Source organism: Candidatus Poribacteria bacterium (assembly GCA_009839745.1).
In the GTDB taxonomy this organism is placed as follows: domain Bacteria; phylum Poribacteria; class WGA-4E; order WGA-4E; family WGA-3G; genus WGA-3G.
This window is the reverse complement of record VXPE01000041.1, coordinates 140,297-158,190: the sequence shown is the minus strand read 5'-3', so window position 1 is coordinate 158,190 and position 17,894 is coordinate 140,297. Positions and strand designations below refer to the sequence as shown.

The 17,894-nt window shown below is 49.3% G+C and carries 19 protein-coding genes; 9 read left to right on the top strand and 10 right to left on the bottom strand.

Annotation, left to right across the window (positions count from 1 at the left end; translation table 11 throughout):
• The first annotated feature begins 198 nt into the window (after nucleotides 1-198).
• Nucleotides 199-981, top strand: a complete 783-nt coding sequence (locus tag F4X88_06810; GenBank protein MYA55985.1) for a hypothetical protein — start codon at nucleotides 199-201, stop codon at nucleotides 979-981.
• 101 nt (nucleotides 982-1,082) lie between these two features.
• Here F4X88_06810 and F4X88_06805 read toward each other — a convergent pair whose 3' ends face one another.
• The 6 genes from F4X88_06805 to F4X88_06780 all read right to left on the bottom strand — a co-directional run bounded on the left by F4X88_06805 (nucleotide 1,083) and on the right by F4X88_06780 (nucleotide 4,810).
• Nucleotides 1,083-1,673 (bottom strand): hypothetical protein, encoded by a 591-nt coding sequence (locus F4X88_06805; GenBank protein ID MYA55984.1) that lies wholly within the window; start codon nucleotides 1,671-1,673, stop codon nucleotides 1,083-1,085.
• 154 nt (nucleotides 1,674-1,827) lie between these two features.
• On the bottom strand, nucleotides 1,828-2,007 hold the full coding sequence (locus tag F4X88_06800; GenBank protein ID MYA55983.1) for a hypothetical protein: 180 nt from the start codon (nucleotides 2,005-2,007) through the stop codon (nucleotides 1,828-1,830).
• A gap of 135 nt (nucleotides 2,008-2,142) precedes the next feature.
• Nucleotides 2,143-2,562 (bottom strand): redoxin domain-containing protein, encoded by a 420-nt coding sequence (locus tag F4X88_06795; protein MYA55982.1) that lies wholly within the window; start codon nucleotides 2,560-2,562, stop codon nucleotides 2,143-2,145.
• 30 nt (nucleotides 2,563-2,592) lie between these two features.
• Nucleotides 2,593-2,829 carry a redoxin domain-containing protein gene (locus F4X88_06790; GenBank protein MYA55981.1) on the bottom strand — a complete coding sequence of 79 codons (237 nt, stop codon included), beginning with the start codon at nucleotides 2,827-2,829 and terminating at the stop codon, nucleotides 2,593-2,595.
• 117 nt (nucleotides 2,830-2,946) lie between these two features.
• Entirely contained in the window at nucleotides 2,947-3,810 is an 864-nt protein-coding gene (locus F4X88_06785; protein ID MYA55980.1) for a hypothetical protein, read from the bottom strand.
• Nucleotides 3,811-3,856: 46 nt separating this feature from the next.
• Nucleotides 3,857-4,810 carry a Gfo/Idh/MocA family oxidoreductase gene (locus F4X88_06780; protein MYA55979.1) on the bottom strand — a complete coding sequence of 318 codons (954 nt, stop codon included), beginning with the start codon at nucleotides 4,808-4,810 and terminating at the stop codon, nucleotides 3,857-3,859.
• Nucleotides 4,811-5,107: 297 nt separating this feature from the next.
• Here F4X88_06780 and F4X88_06775 point away from each other — a divergent pair, with 297 nt between their 5' ends.
• The 6 genes from F4X88_06775 (at nucleotide 5,108) to F4X88_06750 (ending at nucleotide 11,069) form a co-directional block, all read left to right on the top strand.
• Nucleotides 5,108-5,926 (top strand): phytanoyl-CoA dioxygenase family protein, encoded by an 819-nt coding sequence (locus F4X88_06775; GenBank protein MYA55978.1) that lies wholly within the window; start codon nucleotides 5,108-5,110, stop codon nucleotides 5,924-5,926.
• Nucleotides 5,919-6,200 (top strand): cytochrome d ubiquinol oxidase subunit II, encoded by a 282-nt coding sequence (locus F4X88_06770; protein MYA55977.1) that lies wholly within the window; start codon nucleotides 5,919-5,921, stop codon nucleotides 6,198-6,200. The genes F4X88_06775 and F4X88_06770 overlap by 8 nt, the downstream gene beginning before the upstream one ends.
• Nucleotides 6,201-6,275: 75 nt before the next feature.
• A complete protein-coding gene (locus tag F4X88_06765) occupies nucleotides 6,276-8,408 on the top strand; it encodes a TRAP transporter fused permease subunit (protein MYA55976.1) in 2,133 nt (710 codons plus the stop codon).
• Nucleotides 8,392-8,592: a hypothetical protein gene (locus tag F4X88_06760; GenBank protein ID MYA55975.1), complete on the top strand. Its 201-nt coding sequence runs from the start codon at nucleotides 8,392-8,394 to the stop codon at nucleotides 8,590-8,592. The genes F4X88_06765 and F4X88_06760 overlap by 17 nt, the downstream gene beginning before the upstream one ends.
• A complete protein-coding gene (locus F4X88_06755; protein ID MYA55974.1) occupies nucleotides 8,589-10,037 on the top strand; it encodes a sodium:solute symporter family protein in 1,449 nt (482 codons plus the stop codon). Before F4X88_06760 ends, F4X88_06755 begins: the two co-directional genes overlap by 4 nt.
• Nucleotides 10,038-10,289: 252 nt before the next feature.
• Entirely contained in the window at nucleotides 10,290-11,069 is a 780-nt protein-coding gene (locus F4X88_06750) for a hypothetical protein (protein MYA55973.1), read from the top strand.
• 16 nt (nucleotides 11,070-11,085) lie between these two features.
• On the opposite strand, the gene rsmA is transcribed toward F4X88_06750, so the two are convergent.
• The 4 genes from rsmA to F4X88_06730 form a co-directional block, all read right to left on the bottom strand.
• Entirely contained in the window at nucleotides 11,086-11,940 is an 855-nt protein-coding gene (rsmA, locus tag F4X88_06745; protein MYA55972.1) for a ribosomal RNA small subunit methyltransferase A, read from the bottom strand.
• Between the two features lie 159 nt (nucleotides 11,941-12,099).
• A complete protein-coding gene (gene coaBC, locus F4X88_06740; protein MYA55971.1) occupies nucleotides 12,100-13,389 on the bottom strand; it encodes a bifunctional phosphopantothenoylcysteine decarboxylase/phosphopantothenate--cysteine ligase CoaBC in 1,290 nt (429 codons plus the stop codon).
• 190 nt (nucleotides 13,390-13,579) lie between these two features.
• On the bottom strand, nucleotides 13,580-14,233 hold the full coding sequence (locus F4X88_06735; GenBank protein ID MYA55970.1) for a guanylate kinase: 654 nt from the start codon (nucleotides 14,231-14,233) through the stop codon (nucleotides 13,580-13,582).
• Between the two features lie 233 nt (nucleotides 14,234-14,466).
• Nucleotides 14,467-14,931 carry a 4Fe-4S dicluster domain-containing protein gene (locus F4X88_06730; protein ID MYA55969.1) on the bottom strand — a complete coding sequence of 155 codons (465 nt, stop codon included), beginning with the start codon at nucleotides 14,929-14,931 and terminating at the stop codon, nucleotides 14,467-14,469.
• 325 nt (nucleotides 14,932-15,256) lie between these two features.
• On the opposite strand from F4X88_06730, the gene F4X88_06725 reads away from it, so the two are divergent.
• Nucleotides 15,257-16,027, top strand: a complete 771-nt coding sequence (locus F4X88_06725; protein MYA55968.1) for an SDR family oxidoreductase — start codon at nucleotides 15,257-15,259, stop codon at nucleotides 16,025-16,027.
• A gap of 501 nt (nucleotides 16,028-16,528) precedes the next feature.
• On the top strand, nucleotides 16,529-17,851 hold the full coding sequence (locus tag F4X88_06720) for a DUF1501 domain-containing protein (GenBank protein ID MYA55967.1): 1,323 nt from the start codon (nucleotides 16,529-16,531) through the stop codon (nucleotides 17,849-17,851).
• Nucleotides 17,852-17,894: the final 43 nt, after the last annotated feature.

The window sequence follows — 17,894 nt, the reverse complement described above, 5'->3', positions numbered from 1 at the left end:
GGTGTGTATCCTTTCTGATTTATTTAATTAATATAGCATAAGGTGGAAAAAGATGAAACTAAAATCTGCGCCGTGTGTGGCGTTACGGTTCCCTTTCAGGTGATTTAACCCCTGGCGCATCATTAAAAAATTGGACAAAACTCGAAATCTGTGCTAAACTTATTGCATCCTTCGTTTTAGGAGTCTGTATAGGTTGCCATGTTACCTTTTATTTTAAAAATCGCGGACCGACCGATAGAGCGTTTGCAGCATATCAATGATGAAAACCAGCCCATTGATGTTGATGTGCAAATGGAGCTTTACTCGCGGGAAATTGACCGTGCCGATAGGGAGCGGACGGCGCAACCTCGGCGGTTAAGCCAGTTAATCTTGGACGAAGCCACTGAGAACGCTTATGCCGAATTTACTGGGTTCCTCCAGGAGAGTGCGGAACCGGCGGCTTTTCTGCCGTTTGAACGCCTCTCTCAACATCCGTGTCGGCAATATGCCTTAATCCTTTCTGCGTCCTCTTCTCACGAACTCTTTGAAATCTGCCAGATGCAACCCGATACAAGTCCTTCTGTCCTGCACTATGGAGGCTATGAGATAGCAATCAAACCGCGCAGATACATTTTGGATACCGCTGCGTATCTGGTGGCACCGGATAAATATACGCTTTTTATACGACAGGTGCGGGAAGACGACACAATTCGGGTCTATCGTAGCGATTTTATCAATCTCACTCGAAATTCACCACCCCCGTTCAAACTGGAGACCCGCGAGATAATTGAGAATGTCCAATTGGAACTCGTGGGAGAACAGGGGCAGGCTGTGCCGATAGAGCAATTGCTCATGTTCCCACCGAGTACCGAAGAGACGAACTCCCTTCGCCCTATAAAGTGTCCAGAGTGTGGAGGACGTGTGCGCCAACTCGGCAGAGAAGGCGTTTTCTGCCTTGAGTGTGATTGGGATAACCTACCACCCCTGAAATATCCACGATGACGGGACACTGGCGCATGGACTCACATTTGCTGGGTTTATCGAGGATAGCGTAGGCACGCCTTCCCAGTCCCTTCAGCAGTAAAGATCAAGGTTCTTGTCTGCTAACTTTGACCCCCAAGGTTCGCCATATATAAAATGAATACCGTGTTGCCAACAGCGAGCACTGCGCCGACGACGGTTTGGAGAAGTGTGTGTCGTTTTCGGTAAACCCGCGCCCAAGCAATCAGCGGTGTCAGCAGAAATAGCCAGCCGAATTGTGGGTTCACGAGCATGACGAGAACCGTCACACATCCGGTGGCGACACTGCTGTGAAAACTAATTTTCCACATCGGGGTAATTGCGGAAAAAATAAGACTATTTACAATGTAAGCAATGCCTGCCCAGACGATTTCCCGGGCCGCACCCAGCTGATGCAGTAGAACAGTCCCGACAACCATACTGATAAGTGTACAGCATAAAGGCAGAAGTCGTTCTTCCCGGTTATGCAAGTGCAGATCGCTGACTTTAGCATACCGAGCCATCACCGCGATTGATAATACCGGTAGCACGGTAACAAATAGGACAACAATTACCAACCAGCGGAGTGCGTTTTGGGGATCCGCGTGTTTTTGAATAACACCCACAGCGGTTGCGATTGGAACCAAAAATGGACTGAAGAGAACAGAAGTGCCCCACGCGATGCGCGCCGGCATTGTCGATAAATCGCTATGCTCCATCAATTTTTAAAACGATTGAATCTGAGCTGCCCTCCTTGTGCAAGCCTATAAAGGCTTGCAGGACAATGTTTCGGGCAGGTTTCTGGTTAATTCTATACGGACCCTAGGATTTTCAGGGTCCTTTGATTTTTTAATCGAGAGTTTTGAAGAAATCAACTAAGTCCGCACCGTGTGTGCTTGCGTTGACCTCTTTATCAATTTCAAGAATCTTCCCTGTTTTGTCAATGATAACAGCGAACCGTTGAATCTTTCCATCTGGGGCATTCGTCGCACCAAAGAGGAGTGCGAGGTTCCGTCCAGTGTCTACCAAGAGCGGGAAATTCAGCTGATTTTCTTCCGAAAATTTTTGGTGCGAAGCCGCATCATTCGACGTAATCCCAAGAATCTGTGCATCATATTTCTCAAAACGACTCGACTCATCACGGAGTGAGCAAACTTGAGCCGTTCAGCCACGCCCAAAATCGCGTGGATAGAAGGCTAACACGACATTCTTTTTCTGATGCAATTCACTGAGTTGGTGCGTTTTACCGGTCCCATCGGCTGCAATAAAATCTGGGGCGGGTTGCCCAACCTCTATCTTCGGTAAGACTTCCTTAAGCAGGACTGCGACATCTTCACCGTGCGTTTTGACATTGACATCCGTATCAATGGCACGGATGTATCCGGCTTTATCAATGATGAAAGTTACCCGTTTTGAGGCGTTGAAACTTTCAATGATACCACTATACTGGTGGCTCACCTCAAATTCGGTATCCGCTAAGAGTGAAAATCCGAATTTCTGTTCTGCCCGAAACCGCTTGTGCGACTTGACGGAATCAACACTGACCCCGAAAAGGACACTTCCGGTCGCTTCTATCTCGCTCAAATTATCCCGGAGCGAGCAAAGTTCAGTCGTTCATCCGCCTGTAAAATCTTTTGGATAGAAAGCGAGAACGATATTCTTCTTCCCTAAATAGTCGCTGAGACTCCGCTCAACGCCTTCTTCATCTTTCAATGTGAAATCGGGGGCAACCATGCCTACTTTTAGTGTGTTTGGCGTTGTCACTGCTTCCTCCCCTGAAGCTGCTGGAATCAAAATCGCTGTTATGAGGATAACAGCCCAGACGCTTGCATTCAACCGCGTTTGAAACATCGCGTTATGCCTCCGGTAGATATGTTAGTTAATCAAATTATACGCTATTTTGCTATGGCTGTCAAGTAAATTTGCGTTTAGCATGCCCCTGATTTGGGCTTCGGTGACGGCGTGATTTCAGTTGGAAATGATGCCTTTTTCTTCAAGCCATACCTTCAGAGGCACGTCTACATCTTTGGGGGTAAAATGCCCATTTGCGTTGGTGCCACCCCCAAGTAACTGCTGTCGAATCGGATCGTTCCGCTCAAACATCTCTGCAGGTATGGTCATATCGTCCTTACTCCGTAACCATCGGTAGCCGTATCCGTAAAAAAGTCCCTTTCGGGTGATGTCTGAGTCGTTTTCGCTGCGGGCATGCCATATCCGCCGATCGAAAAAGACGGCATCCCCGGGCTTGCAGCAGACGGGTGTTGCCCTGTCTGGCATCGAACCGTTTTCGGGGCGATCGAGTTTATCCCAGAGATGGCTTCCGGGTATGACGTAGAAATTGCCGCGCCCGACTTCGGAGCAGTCGGATAACCAATAAACGACTTTTATGGAAAGACGGGGGCGCGGTGAACTTTCGATCTCAAAGTTGACGCGTCCACTGTCCTGATGCCAGCCGAGTGGGCCGGGTTCACCGCGAACCTCATCCGGGCGCGGCGGTGTGATGATGAAATGGCTGTGATAGGAGTAAATATTCCATCCCAAAATTCCCCAGACCTTCGGGAACGTTTTATACCAATCCAAAATATTCACGAAAGCCTGGTCTGTGCCGAGAAAATTCGGATAGAAGAAATTGTTATGCGTAGTGAGTGGGCTCTTGCTGTATGGATCGTAACCAGCGTCAAGATGGGTCTGGTAAATGTCGTCTACCTTTGTCTCAAGCCGTTCGACGAGATCTGGCGGGAGCGCGTCTTCAACCGTAAAATACCCGTTTTCATTCAGTTCACGAAGTTGCTCGTTAGTAATCTGATGTTGTAGATGGCGTTCGTCAAGCATAGGTTAAATCTCCACTGTGTGATGTTTCTCCAAGGACACGAATCGGTTAATCCGGTAGCGGACCCTCTATCTGGTCAACAAAACGAATAGAATTTATAACATCACGGAGGTCTGTGAGCGGGACTTGCCGGTTGCGGACGGACTCGACGAAATGGCGATGCATCGTCAGCACACCCTCATAGTTCGGTGTATCGCGCTGGTCCACCCCGTCAACTTCCCAACCTCCCATAACACTTCTGTTGTTGTCCTCATAAATTTCGATTTCTTCTGGGATTTTCATGTAACAGCCGATGCCGACACCGTGCAATTCGGAGCGCAGCACGCGTCCCCCGGATGCACGACTTCCAAAAAGCACACCTGTAACGTTGTTATCGAACCGGACGAAGGCGGTGTAGAAATTGCGTTGTTCGGCATCGAATGTGTCGCGATGCGCCGTAACTTCCACAGGTTCACCACCTGCCATATAGCGGAGGAGATCGACCACGTGGCAGACATCGTTCCAAAGCGTTGTCGTAAATTCTCGGTTTCCCCCGAGCATTTGCTTGTTAAAGGTGGTGACGGCTAGCGTAACGGGTCCCTTTTCTGCGACGCGGCGCATCGCTTCGCGGGTGACGGCGGCATATCTCCGCTGAAACCCGACCATGCAATAGACATCGTTGGCGACTGCTGCCTCAAGGAGTTGTTGCGTTTCATCGCTATTCGCTCCCGGTGGTTTTTCGATGAACAGATGCTTGCCGGCGTTGAGGCAATCCAGAGCGGGTTGTAAAATCCACTTCTCGTTCATCACACAATAAACGACATCTAAGTCTAAGGTGTCCAGCATCTTCCGGTGGTCTGTGAAGGTGTGCGGAAACTCGTATTTCTGGGCAACTTGCGCGAGTTTTTCTTCGTCGAGTTCACAGGCTCCAAGCATCTCGACATCATCTTCCAATCGATTCACATTTGGATAATGCGCGCCTTGACTGCGTCCCCCTGCCCCGATAAATCCTGCTTTAAGCATTATGACCTTTCTCCTTCGTCTCCGTGTTCGCTAAATTTTGTGCGTCAGAGTATCCATACTTTAGCACAAGGCGCAATTGATTTCAAGAAAATTTTTCAGACCTGGGCACCTCAATCGTAAATACAAGATGTGCTGCCTACGTTTGTAGTGCTAACTGGAAAGTGGGCGTGTATCAATTGAAGAGTTGATTTTCGCAATCTTTTGTGCTATTCTTAAACTATATTCGTCTTCAAGTCGTTAAGACCTTTTTCTGTTCGCAGAATCGTTTGAGATAAATTAATTGATAAGGAGAGCATCATGTCAGTTTTTGACGCAGAAGCCTTAGAATTTTGGGAAGAGAATGGTTACGTTGTTGTGCCAGAGGCGGTGCCATTTGAGAATTGCCGCGCGGCGGAACAGGCGGTCTGGGATTTTCTTGAAATGGACCGCGAGGATCCCGACAGTTGGTATCCCGATCCACCGCGTCGGAGCATTATGGTGGAAATTTATCAACACCAAGCGTTATGGGATAACCGTCAGTATCCGCGCGTGCATCAGGCGTTCTCTGAGATTTGGGAAACAGAGAAACTCTGGGTGAGTTTTGATCGGGCGAGTATGAACCCACCTGAACGCCCAAATTATGCGTTCACGGGTCCGTTTTTGCATTGGGATATGTCATTGGACGATATGCCGGTGCGCTTAAAGGTGCAAGGTGTTTTGTATCTAGCGGATACTCCTGGGAATCAGGGCGCTTTCACCTGTATTCCGGGTTTCCATCGGAAATTGGAAAACTGGTTGAGCGACTTACCTGATGACGCGAATCCGCGAGAAGTCGTGCGAGACTATCAAGCGGAGGCGGTGCCGGTCGCAGGGAAAGCCGGAGACCTGGTCATCTGGCATAGCGCATTGCCCCACGGCAGTAGCCCAAATTCCGCTGAGCGTCCCCGAATGGCGCAATACATCACGATGTCGCCAGCACCAGAAAATGGCAATGCTGAGTCCCGAATTGAAGGGTGGCGTGAACGCCTAACGGGCCTCGGAAGAGAGACAAAAGAGAAAGAGCATTACCAGGGTAAGACAGCCGAGTTGACCTCGTTAGGGGAAAAGCTGCTTGGGCTCGAATCGTGGCATGCTTAAATACAGTAGGGGCTTTCACCGAACCGCACTATGCCTACTCGTGCTTTGCTGGCGAGGTTTCCTAACCTCGCCAATTACGCTGATCGTCTTCGGTTGGGGATTGGCACAGTATCCGTATCTCGTCACGCCGGACTTAACCTTTTCAAATACTGCTGCCCCGGATGCAGTGCTGCGTCCCTTGCTGATTGTATTGGGTGTGGGCGGTGTCCTGTGGGTCCCCGCATTCTGGTATCTCTATGCCGTTTTTAAGGGGACAGCGCGAAAGACACGGTAAACTGAAGGGGACACCGGTACTTATCATAATAACTCAGCATGAATCCTTCCTTTTTCTTGATTTTCCTTTCGGTTCCTGCTAAAATTAAGACAGTTGTGTGGGAGTTCATCGATCACCTATCGGATAACAAATTCGCTCAATGCATTGAAAAATTACATCTTTCTTTCAGTTTCGGTGCTGCTGTGCCTCTTTATCTTAGCCGAGGTCAACTATCCGCAACTGACACCGCAATCGGAGTTAGCACTCTTCGCGATGCTGGGCTTAATAGTGGTATTTCTGAGATACCCTATGCATCCCCGTTTTGCGCGCAACCGTGCTTTCCAATTTTTGGATGCGTTGCTCATAGGCAGTGTGATTCTCTGTTTCGGCTACGTTTTTGTTCAGACGGAACCGGTTTTTCAGGCGTTCTGGTTGGATGGAAAGTCCCTCGGGGACCGGGCGGGGGCAGAGGTATCACTGGATTACATCATCGGCGGGCTCGGACTTCTCTTAATCTTGGAGGCGACCCGCCGTTCTATTGGGGTAACACTCTCACTGCTCTCTCTTGCATTTCTGCTCTATGCCGGCTTTGGACAGTTTATGCCGGATTGGCTGTTCCCGCATCGCGGCTATTCCGTTCAACGCATCGTGAGTCAGACGTTTTTGCACAGTCAAGGGGCATTTGGCATCGCACTGCGGGTAATGTTCACGTATGTCTTTCTGTTTGTGTTGTTCGGGACGTTGTTGGAGCGGACAGGCGCGACGAATTATGTCTTGGATTTGGCGAGGCGCGTGTTCGGTTCGAGCGCAGGAGCACCTGCGAAGGTCGCTGTTCTGAGTAGCGGCATGATGGGATCACTGTCGGGTTCGGCTGTAGCGAATACGGCAACAACTGGAACGTTCACGATTCCCTTGATGCGACGCGCCGGGTTTCAACCAGCGATAGCAGGCGGAATTGAAGCCGCGGCGAGCTCTGGTGGGGCGTTGGTTCCGCCGATTATGGGCGCAGCGGCGTATATGATGCTGGAGATCGTAGAGCCTGCTGTCACGTATCTGGAGATTATCAAGGCGGCACTGCTTCCAGCAGTTCTATACTACACCGGAATGCTATGTATGGTGCATTTTTCAGCGCAGCTTGCAAGCCGAAAACTTGCTGTCGAAAGTGCTGCGAGAAGTCGGAGGCATGCGCCGGAGATTCCCCTTCACAGTTCTGAAGAAGTGAAAGATGAGAAGCACGGAAAACTGCTGACGCTACAAGGGGGGATCTTTCTCGCGGCGTTTGTTACACTTATTGGCGTGCTGCTGATGGGTGCTACGGCGTTCCGAGCGGTGAGTTGGAGTCTGTTGGTAGTCGTCGCGATAAGCCTGTTGGACTTCTTAATCCGCCGAATCCTTGGACGGCATTCTACAGAGGGTGAGGAGACCGCGCCCCTACAAGTTGGCGTTGGTATTTCGGATTTACGGAAAGGGATAAACTTCTTAATATCGCCTTGTGAACGGGCAGCACAGAGCGGTGTGTCATTAATTGCGGCTGCCGCGTGTGTCGGTATCATCTTAGGCGTGGTGACACTGACGGGCATCGGTGGCAAGTTGCCGTCGGCGATCTTACCGCTTGCGGCTACGAACCTGATGTTGGCACTGTTCTTCCTCATGATTTCAACGATTATTCTGGGGATGGGGTTGCCTTCATCGGTCTGTTATCTGCTCATGGCGATCTTAGTAGGGCCCGTGCTACTCGACTTGGGAGTCGTTCCGCTTGCGGCGCACTTTTTTATTTTCTATTTCGGGATGATGTCGATGGTGACCCCACCTGTCGCATTGGCGGCGTATGCTGCGTCTGCCATCGCGGGTTCAGGGATCATGGCGACGGGATTCGCGGCGTTCAGGTTCGCGCTCGTCGGTTTTGCGCTGCCTTACGCCTTTGTTTTGAGACCTGCACTGCTCTGGCTCAGTGAGAGTGGTGGGACACCGGGGTTATGGACAGTTTTCCTGAATTTTTCACTGACGCTCATCGGGACGGTTATCTTGGCAACTGCTATCGCGGGGTATATCTTTAACAAATTATCGCTTTGGGCGCGATGTATTCTGTTTGTTGCGGCATTCATTCTCTTTTTCGCCCCGACGGGTCTACAATTTATATGGATTCATGGGATAGTAATCCTCGCAAGTATTGCCGTTTTCTACTATAATTGGCGAACAAAGGGGGCAACTTATGAAACGTCCGATTAGATGGTTATTATACTGTTTACTCGTGCTTTTATTCCTACTTCACAACGATTTTTGGTTTTGGGGAACCCCGCAGCTTGTTTTAGGGGTGCCGGTGGGGTTGCTCTATCATATAGGATACTGCGTTGTCGCAACGTTGCTGATGGCGGCTTTCGTTAAAGCGCGAGGGGATTGGGGTGAACGATGAGCCTGGCAGTCATTTCTATATACCTCGTGATGGTCTTGGTTCTCGGTGCGTTGAGCCATAAACTTTTCCGAAATACCGGAGAAGATTATTTTGTTGCGAGTCGGACGATTAATTGGTTTATCCTGTTGATGACGCTGTTTGGCACGAACATGACGGCGTTCTCAATCCTCGGTGCGTCGGGTGAAGCCTACCATAGGGGTATCGGTGTTTTTGCACTGATGGCTTCTTCCTCGGCGATAGTTGTGCCGTGTGTGTTCCTCTTTATTGGGACGCGTCTGTGGCGACTTGGAAAGCGGTTTGGCTATGTAACACAGGTCCAATACTTCCGCGATCGGTGGGAATCCGATGGTTTAGGGCTGCTCCTCTTCATCGTGTTTGTGTTGCTGCTCATCCCGTATCTGTTGATCGGTGTGATGGGCGGTGGCGGAACCTTAGCGACACTCACAGAGGGTCAAATTCCACAATGGCTCGGTGGCTTACTCATATGTGCAGTCGTGTTGTGTTATGTTACTTACAGCGGTATGCGAGGCACTGCGTGGGTGAACACGTTCCAAACGCTCGTTTTCATGGTCCTCGGAGGCATCACCTTTTTCGTCATCACGCATCGGATGGGCGGGTTTTCAAATGCTATCGCTAAGGTGGACACGGGTTTATTGATGCAGGCGGAGCATATCAAGCCGTTGGAACTTTTGACCTATCTCTGTGTTCCACTCTGTGTCGGCATGTTTCCACATATCTTTTCACATTTCCTAACGGCGAAGGATGTCGGGACATTCCGGTATGCGATCATTTTGTATCCGTTGTGTATTGCGGTTGTATGGATTCCGAGTGTATTGCTCGGAATACTCGGAAACGTAGATGTCCCAGGTTTGCAAGGCGCCCAAGCGAACAATGTGCTAATTCAGATGATCCATATACACGCCCCCGGGGTTTTAGCTGGGTTTTTGGGCGCAGGGGTCTTCGCGGCGATTATGTCGTCGTTGGATTCGCAATCGCTCGCTATCGGGAGTATGTTCACGCACGATATTGTCGGACATTACCGCCGAGAGGCGTTTTCGGAGCGGCAACGGGTGTGGGTAGGACGGTTATTTGTGAGCGGCGTGCTTTTTGTTACCTATCTCATCTCGCTCATCGCGACACCGAGTATTTTTAGGCTTGCTGTTTGGTCGTTCACCGGGTTTGCGGGTCTCTTTCCGATTGTCGTTGCGGCGTTGTTCTGGCAGCGTAGCACAAAGCACGGTGTGTTCGCCGCAATCCTGAGTGTAATTCTGTTATGGCTCTATTTCTTTCTCCAAAACTGGCAGACACCCGGGTATAGTGTCGGTGGTATCGGGATTATGCCTGCTGCGATTCTGGTCGCTGTTTCGTCTGTGGTATTGATAATTGTATCTGTGTTCACAAAACCTCCGAAATTACAAACACTTGAAAAGTTTTTTAATCAATGAGGATCTGACTAACGAAGCATGCAGGCTTGGCACTACCGCCTTTTTGCTGTCAGAGCGATCTCCAATCGCGACACTTCAAGGGTCGCAGCAATTCAGAAGCATATCATTAAAAATTTCTAAAGCGCGTAGCACGCAACAATACGCAGAAATGCCCAAGCAAAAACACGCATGCGGACCCTACAAAATGCCCTCTTGACCAAAATACTTTGACCGCGCGCAAGCAAAATTAAAATTAAGGATGGTAAATAAACTGTGACACTGAAAAAAAATATCCCGCTGTTCCTACTGATGATTTGCCTTTCTGCATGTGGGGAGATGGAAGAAACTACTGAACCCGAAGTTGAAAAACTGGTAGCACTCCAATACGGCACAGTCTCTGGATCCATCATTGATGCTGGAACCGGAAATCGCATTCCTGGGTCAACTGTGACGCTGCTCGGACAGTCCGTTGAAACTGGCATAGACGGCAATTATACGTTTCAAGGTGTTCTTTACGACAATGTTCATACCTTGACCGTTATCGATCCGGATTATAAGCCGTATAGCCAACCGGTTGTCCTTAAACAGGAACGGTTGGTTGTGGATATTATGTTGACACCCCTAAAAGATCCGGTGGTGGAGCTACGAGATTTTTTTGACAATTTTGCAGCCCTGCTGGAGTCGGTAGATTTCAAAAACATTGAGGCAATTGAAGCGCTCTTCTCGGAAACCTACGTTGCTGCAGACGATCCAGCCACACTTTTCGGGGTAGCATCTGGGATTATTCCTGAAAATTATGCAGATGTGGTTCCGGCGATGACACAACTTTTTGAGGAATACGTCTCGCTGCAATTCCTCTTCCAGGATATAGAGATGGATATAACGCATGCCCGGAAGTCGGCAGCGACGCTTCAGTTGGATGTCGACGCGGAAAAAGGGGAAGAGCGGGACTTACGGGAGCTCAAAGCCCGCTGCAGATTTGAATTCCGGCGTGAAGAACGGGATTGGAAAATTGTGTATTGGCAACTTTTTGAATTGGATATCCGCTTATGATTTTTATTTTTTTTAGTTAATAATTAAAAAACAAAAAATTTGCGAGGGCGGCGAATTCTGTGATATCCAATGTTTCAGCACGCCGCTCTGGCGCGATACCGAGTTCCTCAAATGCGGCCCCTAATACCTTCGCCGGTGCCAACCTACCCCTAACTAACGTATTTTTTAGCATCTTCCGCCGCGTCCGAAACGCCGTCCGCACAACTTTAAAGAAGAATTCCTCATTTTCAACCTTAACCTTTGGATGTTGGCGCATCGTCAGTTTTAAGAGTGCCGAATCCACTTTGGGTGCCGGATAAAAGTTTTCTGGTGATAGCGTAGCGATGAGTGTCGCATCCGTCCGATACGTGACACCGATTGTTAAGGCACCATAATCCTTTCCTCCGGGTTCAGCAACAATTCTTTCAGCGACCTCCTTCTGCGTCATCAATACGCAGCTATGAATCTGTTTGTGATAATCGAGCAGTTTCCACAAGATTGGAGTCGTAATGCTGTAAGGCAGGTTCGCTATAACCTTAAAAGTAGTAGGCACAGTCTCTGTGCCGTCAGACAACAATGAGTTGAATTCCAATTTAAGAATATCCGCGTTAAGGAGGTGAACGTGTGAATCTGTTGCGAATTGCGCTGCTAACGCCTTGTATAGCAATTCATCTACTTCAACGGCAATTACACGTTTGGCACGTCGCGCCAAAACGTCCGTGAGGCACCCTAAACCGGCACCAATCTCTATGACGGTGTCGGTATCCGTGAGTTCTCCCGCTGCGAGGATAATTTCAAGGGCTTCTGGGTTAACCAGGAAGTTTTGTCCTAATTGTTTTTTGGGGCGGGTGTGATTGAGGGCAAAAAAGCCACGAACCTGTTGGTAGTTCATTTTTCTAATTTACCTTGCGGTTCGATGAAGCGAATTTGTGTGTTCACGTGTCTCTCCGTAGATCCGCCCTCCACTTCGTTACGGGCTATGGTTTCGTTGCTATTTTGAAGATTTGATCGATTTTTCGGAAGAGTTAGTAAATCCTTATTCTCAAGGGACTTACTTCTTTCGCGTCCTGAGGGAAACAACCTTTGTCAAAATGGCATCTGCTACATCGCGCTTTGAGGCGCGTGGGAGTTGTTCGCAGGTGCCGTCTGGCTCCAGCAAGGTTACAATATTCGTATCGACACCGAATCCGGCTCCCTCCGCAAGGATGTCATTCGCAACAATGAGATCGCAGTTTTTGCGTATCAGCTTCTTTTTGGCGTTTTCAAGGATGTCGTTCGTTTCGGCGGCGAAGCAAACGAGGGTTTGGTCGGTTTTCTGTTCGCCAAGTGCCTCGGCGATGTCCGGATTCCTTTCGAGTGGAAGTGTCAAGGTTTCGGCAGTTTTTTTGATTTTATGGGGTGTAAATTCCCTCGGTCGATAATCCGCAGGCGCGCCCGCCATGATGACAATATCTGTTTCTTTGAAGGCTTGCAGGAGTGCATCATACATCTCAAGCGTCGTCTCGACGTGCTGGATTTCGATGTCGGCGGGGGCAGGGACGGTCGCAGCGCCGCTGATGAGGCGCACCTCTGCACCCCGCTGTGCAGCCGCTTCAGCAATGGCGTATCCCATCTTGCCGCTGGAACGGTTGGTGATAAAGCGGACCGGATCGATATATTCGCGCGTTGCCCCGGCGGTGACGAGAACGCGTGTCCCTCGTAAATCGGCTGTTTCGGTTTTGGGTAGACTGTTCGATCTGGCATCAGCAAGAATATCATTTATCCGTTGCAGGATTGCATCCACTGTGTTCAGCCGTCCCGTCCCTTCATAGCCGCAGGCTAAATCACCACTATCGGGTTCAACGAAATGGATTCCGTGCGTTTTCAAGGTGTCGATATTCCGTTGCACAAACGGATTGTGGTACATGTGTCCGTTCATCGCCGGTGCGAGGAGGATTGGACAGTGAACGGAAACGGCAATGGTCGAGAGCGCGTCGTCAGCGATGCCGTTTGCCATCTTACCGATGATATTCGCTGTCGCGGGGACGATTGCGAGGAGATCCGCACGGTCGGCGAGATCGATATGAGGGGGTTTCCAGTCTGTTCCCGCGTCAAATAGGTTCAGGAGGACAGGGTTCCGTGAGATGACTTGGAATTGCAATGGCTGCACGAGACGCGTGGCGTTTTCCGTCATCACAACGTGGACGGATGCCCCCGCTTTAACGAGTTGGCTTGCCACGTCAATCGATTTGTGAATCGCGATGCCGCCTGTAACACCTAAGATAATGTTTTTAATTTTTCCTTGCGGTTCGGTGAGGTAAATTGAAGAAACAACGATCCTCTCCGTATATCCGCCCTCCATTTCATTTTTTAATTTTTCCTTGCGGTTCGGTGAGGTAGATTGAAAGAGCAGCGATCCTCTCCGTATATCTGAAAAAATCCGCAGAAATACCCTATCAAAAACTCATTACAGGCTTGATTTTCCTTTTGAGGGTCAAAAAATCGGGTTCTTAGTTAATTTCGATTGGTTTTGGAGTGATACAGGGTTTAATTTAATTTTCGCTGTCAACGCCGAGTAAAGGGTTAAGTGTCTCTATGAGTTTGGCATCAATGCGAGATCGTTCGGCAGTGATAATCGTCTGGATTTGCTGAACTGCCTGTTTGATGCCGCCTTGTGGGTTGCTAACCCAGTAATCGTAGTGCTGAATCTCGCGGACTTCGGATTTTGCTATATCTAAGCGTTGTTTCAGTTCCGATTCAGATTCTGTGTCTCTGCGGCGGAGACGTTTCTCCAAGGTAGCGAATGAGGGCGGGACAATAAAGATAAGGATACTTCTTGCCGGGGCGAGGTCTTGTGCTCGGATTTCCAGAGAACCCTTTACCTCGATCTCTAAGATAGAATCTTTTCCGGCTTCGCGGGCATCGGCAATTTCAGATTTGGGTGTCCCGTAGAGGTTGTCGCCGTATGCTGCCCATTCTAAGAAGTGGTCCTGCCGAATGGACTTTTCAAATTCCGTTTTTGACAGAAAGTGATAATCAACGCCAGCGACTTCACCGCGACGGGGTTTACGCGTTGTCGCAGAGACAGATAATTGTAAAGTTTCATCTGCTTTACAGAGGGCATTAATGACGGTGCTTTTCCCTGAACCAGAGGGACCGGAGATGACGATGACGAGGTGCGGTTTATAGAGGTGTGTGTTCGCCATTTTTTAACGATTGCTTATGAGCTGCTGCGTCCGTTGTCCTTGCAGTCTTTCAATTGTTAAAAACCTTTTTAAACCTCAAAATAGGCTTTTTAATGATTGCTTCTGTGCTGATTTACCGTTATCGGAGCGAATTCTAAATCTTTAAGAAACCCTCTTAACCTCGAATAGGTTCTTATCAATTTTAGATCGGGGTGGACAACGGACACCCCGTCCAGACATAATCGTTAAAAATATTAGTCTGCGGCTTCGGCTTCAGCCAGTTCCACAAGCACGGGGGATTCAATGCGGATAGCGTCCTTGATACAGACCTCTTCGCACAGTTTACAACCGACACAGTCTTTCGGTTTAACGAGTTCACAGATACCGAAGAAGCTTTCGGCGTGTTCACCGGTCTCTGGGTCCTTAAGTTCAAGACACTCCCAGGGACAAATATGGACACAGAAGTCACATCCCGAACAGAGTTCTTCGTAGATAACGGCGATGGGTCGGTGCGTGGGTCGACGAATGAATTTGCACACCTCTCCGAACTGGTCACGGATTGCCTCGACTGGACAGACCATCCCGCACGCGCTACAATCAATGCAAATATTCGGATCGATGATGTGTAGCATGTTCCGATCGCCTGTTATTGCATCAACCGGGCAGTTCGTCAAACACGCCATACACCCGATACACTCGTCGGTGATATAATATGCCATGAATCACTTTCCTATTTTTGGCTTTCAACGCCGGGGTCCCCACCCGTTACGGGGAAGGGGCTAAACTTGCTATTCTAAAATTGGGCAAAATCTTTACGAATACACTCAATACATATATTTTAACACAATCTTTATGAATTGTCAAGCGTGTTTTTATTTCAAACAGGGCATTCAGTGCTTCTGTAGGAAGAATCTCCGAATTCCGATGCCTGCTCGTTGACAACTATCCCGTTGATATTTTTCGGGAGTATCCGCTATAATAGTGACATAAAAATGTTAGGGCTTTCTTTTTAAGCCTATACTATAAAACGACATGGGAGATCTAATGGACTTAGGACTCAAGGACAAAGTGGTCGTTGTGACAGGTGCAAGCCGCGGCATCGGACGTGCTATCGCGCACGGTTTCGCTGAAGAAGGTGCGCGGTTGAGCATCTGCGGCAGAACCCAAGATACACTCCAAAGCGTAACAGATGAACTGTCCGCAAAAGGTGCGGAGGTTTTCGCCAAACGCACAGATGTTACGGATGGCGAACAGGTTAACGCGTTCATAGCAGAAACCGTGGAAACGTATGGTGGAATTGATGTTGTTGTGAACAACGTCGGTGGCAGTCGGTGGACCCCTCTGGAAGAGATTTCAGATACCGAATGGCACGAAATCCTCGACCTGAATTTGGTATCTGCAGCGCGAGTGAACCGAGGTGTTATCCCTGAAATGAAAAAACGGGGAAGCGGTGTGATCCTGATGATCACCTCCATCTACGGTAGGGAAGGCGGTGGACACATCACCTATAACGCCGCGAAAGCCGCCGAGATCAGCATGACAAAGTCGTTGGCAAGGGAGCTCGCACCCGACAATATCCGCGTGAATAGCGTCGCCCCGGGTTCGATCCTCTTTCCGGGGGGTGGCTGGGCGCGTCGCATCGCAGCGGATCCGGAGGCGATGGAAGCCTTTGTGAAAAGCGATATGCCGCTGGGGAGGTTCGGGAAGCCCGAAGAGATCGCGAATGTCGTCGTTTTTCTTGCGTCGGAACGCGCGAGTCTTGTAACGGGTGCCTGTGTGAACGTTGATGGCTGTCAGTCGCATTCAAACATTTAAAGGGGGCGCAGTATTATAGACGTGAACTTGAAAATAAATTCGTAGGTGTTTTTGCTTGGGTATTTCCCCAGGTAGAGCGGGAAAACAACCGAAAAAACGCATAATTTGGACAGATACGCTCTTCTTGAAGACACTTTCTAACCAAATAGCAGTAGCGAAACCCCGGTTCATGCTTTATAGCATGAATACCGTTGATTTCCCACTTTTATCAAACTCACGTTAACCTAAGTTGCCAGTTTGTAGCATAGGAGACCGTTAGCCTGTGCCTCTTCGTGCTGAAAATGGCAGGGAATGCACTCAGTTTTTCACAAAAATGATCGCTTTTGGCTGAAGAACGGTGTTCATGCGTCTAAAATCACATAGGTAGCAAGTTGGGTTAAGATAACGGAATCCAATGAAGAATGATGCTAACTGCAGTAATCAGCCGCGCACATACCGACCCTAACGTTTTCCTTTTTTCCTTGTTTAAAAGACATTGACGTGTTAAAATGATAGGAATGAATGATTGAGGAGAGCGTGGACATGGACGCGAAATTATGGGTTCCAGAATACGACGCGCCAGAGTTGTGGCATAAAGAGATCTCACGCCGCTGTTTTGTCAAAAGCGGTATCAGCGGTTTTCTGGGACTCGTCGCGATGCAGCATTTCAGTTCGAGGAGCCTTGCGCAGCTTGAAGATATTGTGCCGCGCGCCAAACACTGTATCGTTTTGTTCATGAGCGGTGGCGCGAGTCAATTAGACTCCTTTGATCCCAAGCCCGGCACTAAAAATGGCGGTCCCTTTGCAGCAATCCCGACAAGCGTTAAAGGGATAGAGGTTTCCGAACATCTTCCGCAAGTTGCAGAACAGGCGCACCATCTCTCTATTATCCGATCGATAGTTTCACGTGAAGGCAATCATGAACGCGCTCGCTATTTACTGCATACGGGTTATGCCCCTGGGGGGGCAATCAGGCACCCAACCCTCGGTTCGCTCACCTCTTATTACCTTGACAATCTCTCCGATCTTCCGAGTTGCGTTAATATCAATTCACCGACCTACTCCGGCAGTTTCCTCGGTGCAACGCACGATCCGTTCGTCGTCAAAGATCCGATGAGACCTGTAGAGGATCTCTCTTATCCTTGGCAGATGGATACGCACCGTTTTCGAGAGCGTCTGAAAATGCTTAAAGCGATTGAGGCAGATTTTATCGCAAAACGGACGGGACGCAGCACAGAGGCACATGAAGCGATTTACAAAAAAGCCGATCAGCTTATCAACTCCCCGAAAATCGAGGCGTTTCATCTCAACGAAGAACCCATGGCGATCCGCGAGGCGTATGGAATGCATAAGTTCGGTCAGGGGTGTTTGATGGCACGTCGGTTGATAGAGGCTGGGGTCAAATTTGTTGAGGTTTCGTTGGACGGATGGGATACACATGAAAATAACTTTGCGCGGACGAAAGAGCTCCTCGCGCTGGTAGATCCGGCGTTCGCAATGCTCCTCAAGGAGTTGGCTGAACGGGACCTTCTTGAAGAAACGATTGTGCTATGGCTGGGTGAGTTTGGTCGCACCCCGAAAATTAACAATAGAGACGGACGCGACCATCATACCCAGGGATGGTCGGCTGCCGTCGCTGGCGGGGGGACCCGCGGTGGACAGGTCATCGGAAGTACAAATGAAGATGGCACTCAGGTTGATAGTGGCACAGTCCGCGTTCCAGACTTATTCGCATCGCTCTGCTTCGCCCTTGGGGTTGATGCTGATGAAGAGAACTATTCTCGCGCCGGACGACCGATCCGAGTCGTTGACGATGGTTCTGTGATAGAGGAGTTGTTCATATAGTTGTCAGTTTTCAGTTTTCATAAGTCCAGACGCGCAGCCCGTA

Coding starts and splice junctions, on each gene's coding strand:
- F4X88_06810 (MYA55985.1), top strand. CDS start 199: ATGTTACCTTTTATTTTAAAAATCGCGGACCGACCGATAGAGCGTTTG.
- F4X88_06805 (MYA55984.1), bottom strand. CDS start 1,673: ATGCCGGCGCGCATCGCGTGGGGCACTTCTGTTCTCTTCAGTCCATTT.
- F4X88_06790 (MYA55981.1), bottom strand. CDS start 2,829: ATGTTTCAAACGCGGTTGAATGCAAGCGTCTGGGCTGTTATCCTCATA.
- F4X88_06785 (MYA55980.1), bottom strand. CDS start 3,810: ATGCTTGACGAACGCCATCTACAACATCAGATTACTAACGAGCAACTT.
- F4X88_06780 (MYA55979.1), bottom strand. CDS start 4,810: ATGCTTAAAGCAGGATTTATCGGGGCAGGGGGACGCAGTCAAGGCGCG.
- F4X88_06775 (MYA55978.1), top strand. CDS start 5,108: ATGTCAGTTTTTGACGCAGAAGCCTTAGAATTTTGGGAAGAGAATGGT.
- F4X88_06770 (MYA55977.1), top strand. CDS start 5,919: ATGCTTAAATACAGTAGGGGCTTTCACCGAACCGCACTATGCCTACTC.
- F4X88_06760 (MYA55975.1), top strand. CDS start 8,392: ATGAAACGTCCGATTAGATGGTTATTATACTGTTTACTCGTGCTTTTA.
- F4X88_06755 (MYA55974.1), top strand. CDS start 8,589: ATGAGCCTGGCAGTCATTTCTATATACCTCGTGATGGTCTTGGTTCTC.
- rsmA (MYA55972.1), bottom strand. CDS start 11,940: ATGAACTACCAACAGGTTCGTGGCTTTTTTGCCCTCAATCACACCCGC.
- coaBC (MYA55971.1), bottom strand. CDS start 13,389: ATGGAGGGCGGATATACGGAGAGGATCGTTGTTTCTTCAATTTACCTC.
- F4X88_06735 (MYA55970.1), bottom strand. CDS start 14,233: ATGGCGAACACACACCTCTATAAACCGCACCTCGTCATCGTCATCTCC.
- F4X88_06730 (MYA55969.1), bottom strand. CDS start 14,931: ATGGCATATTATATCACCGACGAGTGTATCGGGTGTATGGCGTGTTTG.
- F4X88_06725 (MYA55968.1), top strand. CDS start 15,257: ATGGACTTAGGACTCAAGGACAAAGTGGTCGTTGTGACAGGTGCAAGC.
- F4X88_06720 (MYA55967.1), top strand. CDS start 16,529: ATGATTGAGGAGAGCGTGGACATGGACGCGAAATTATGGGTTCCAGAA.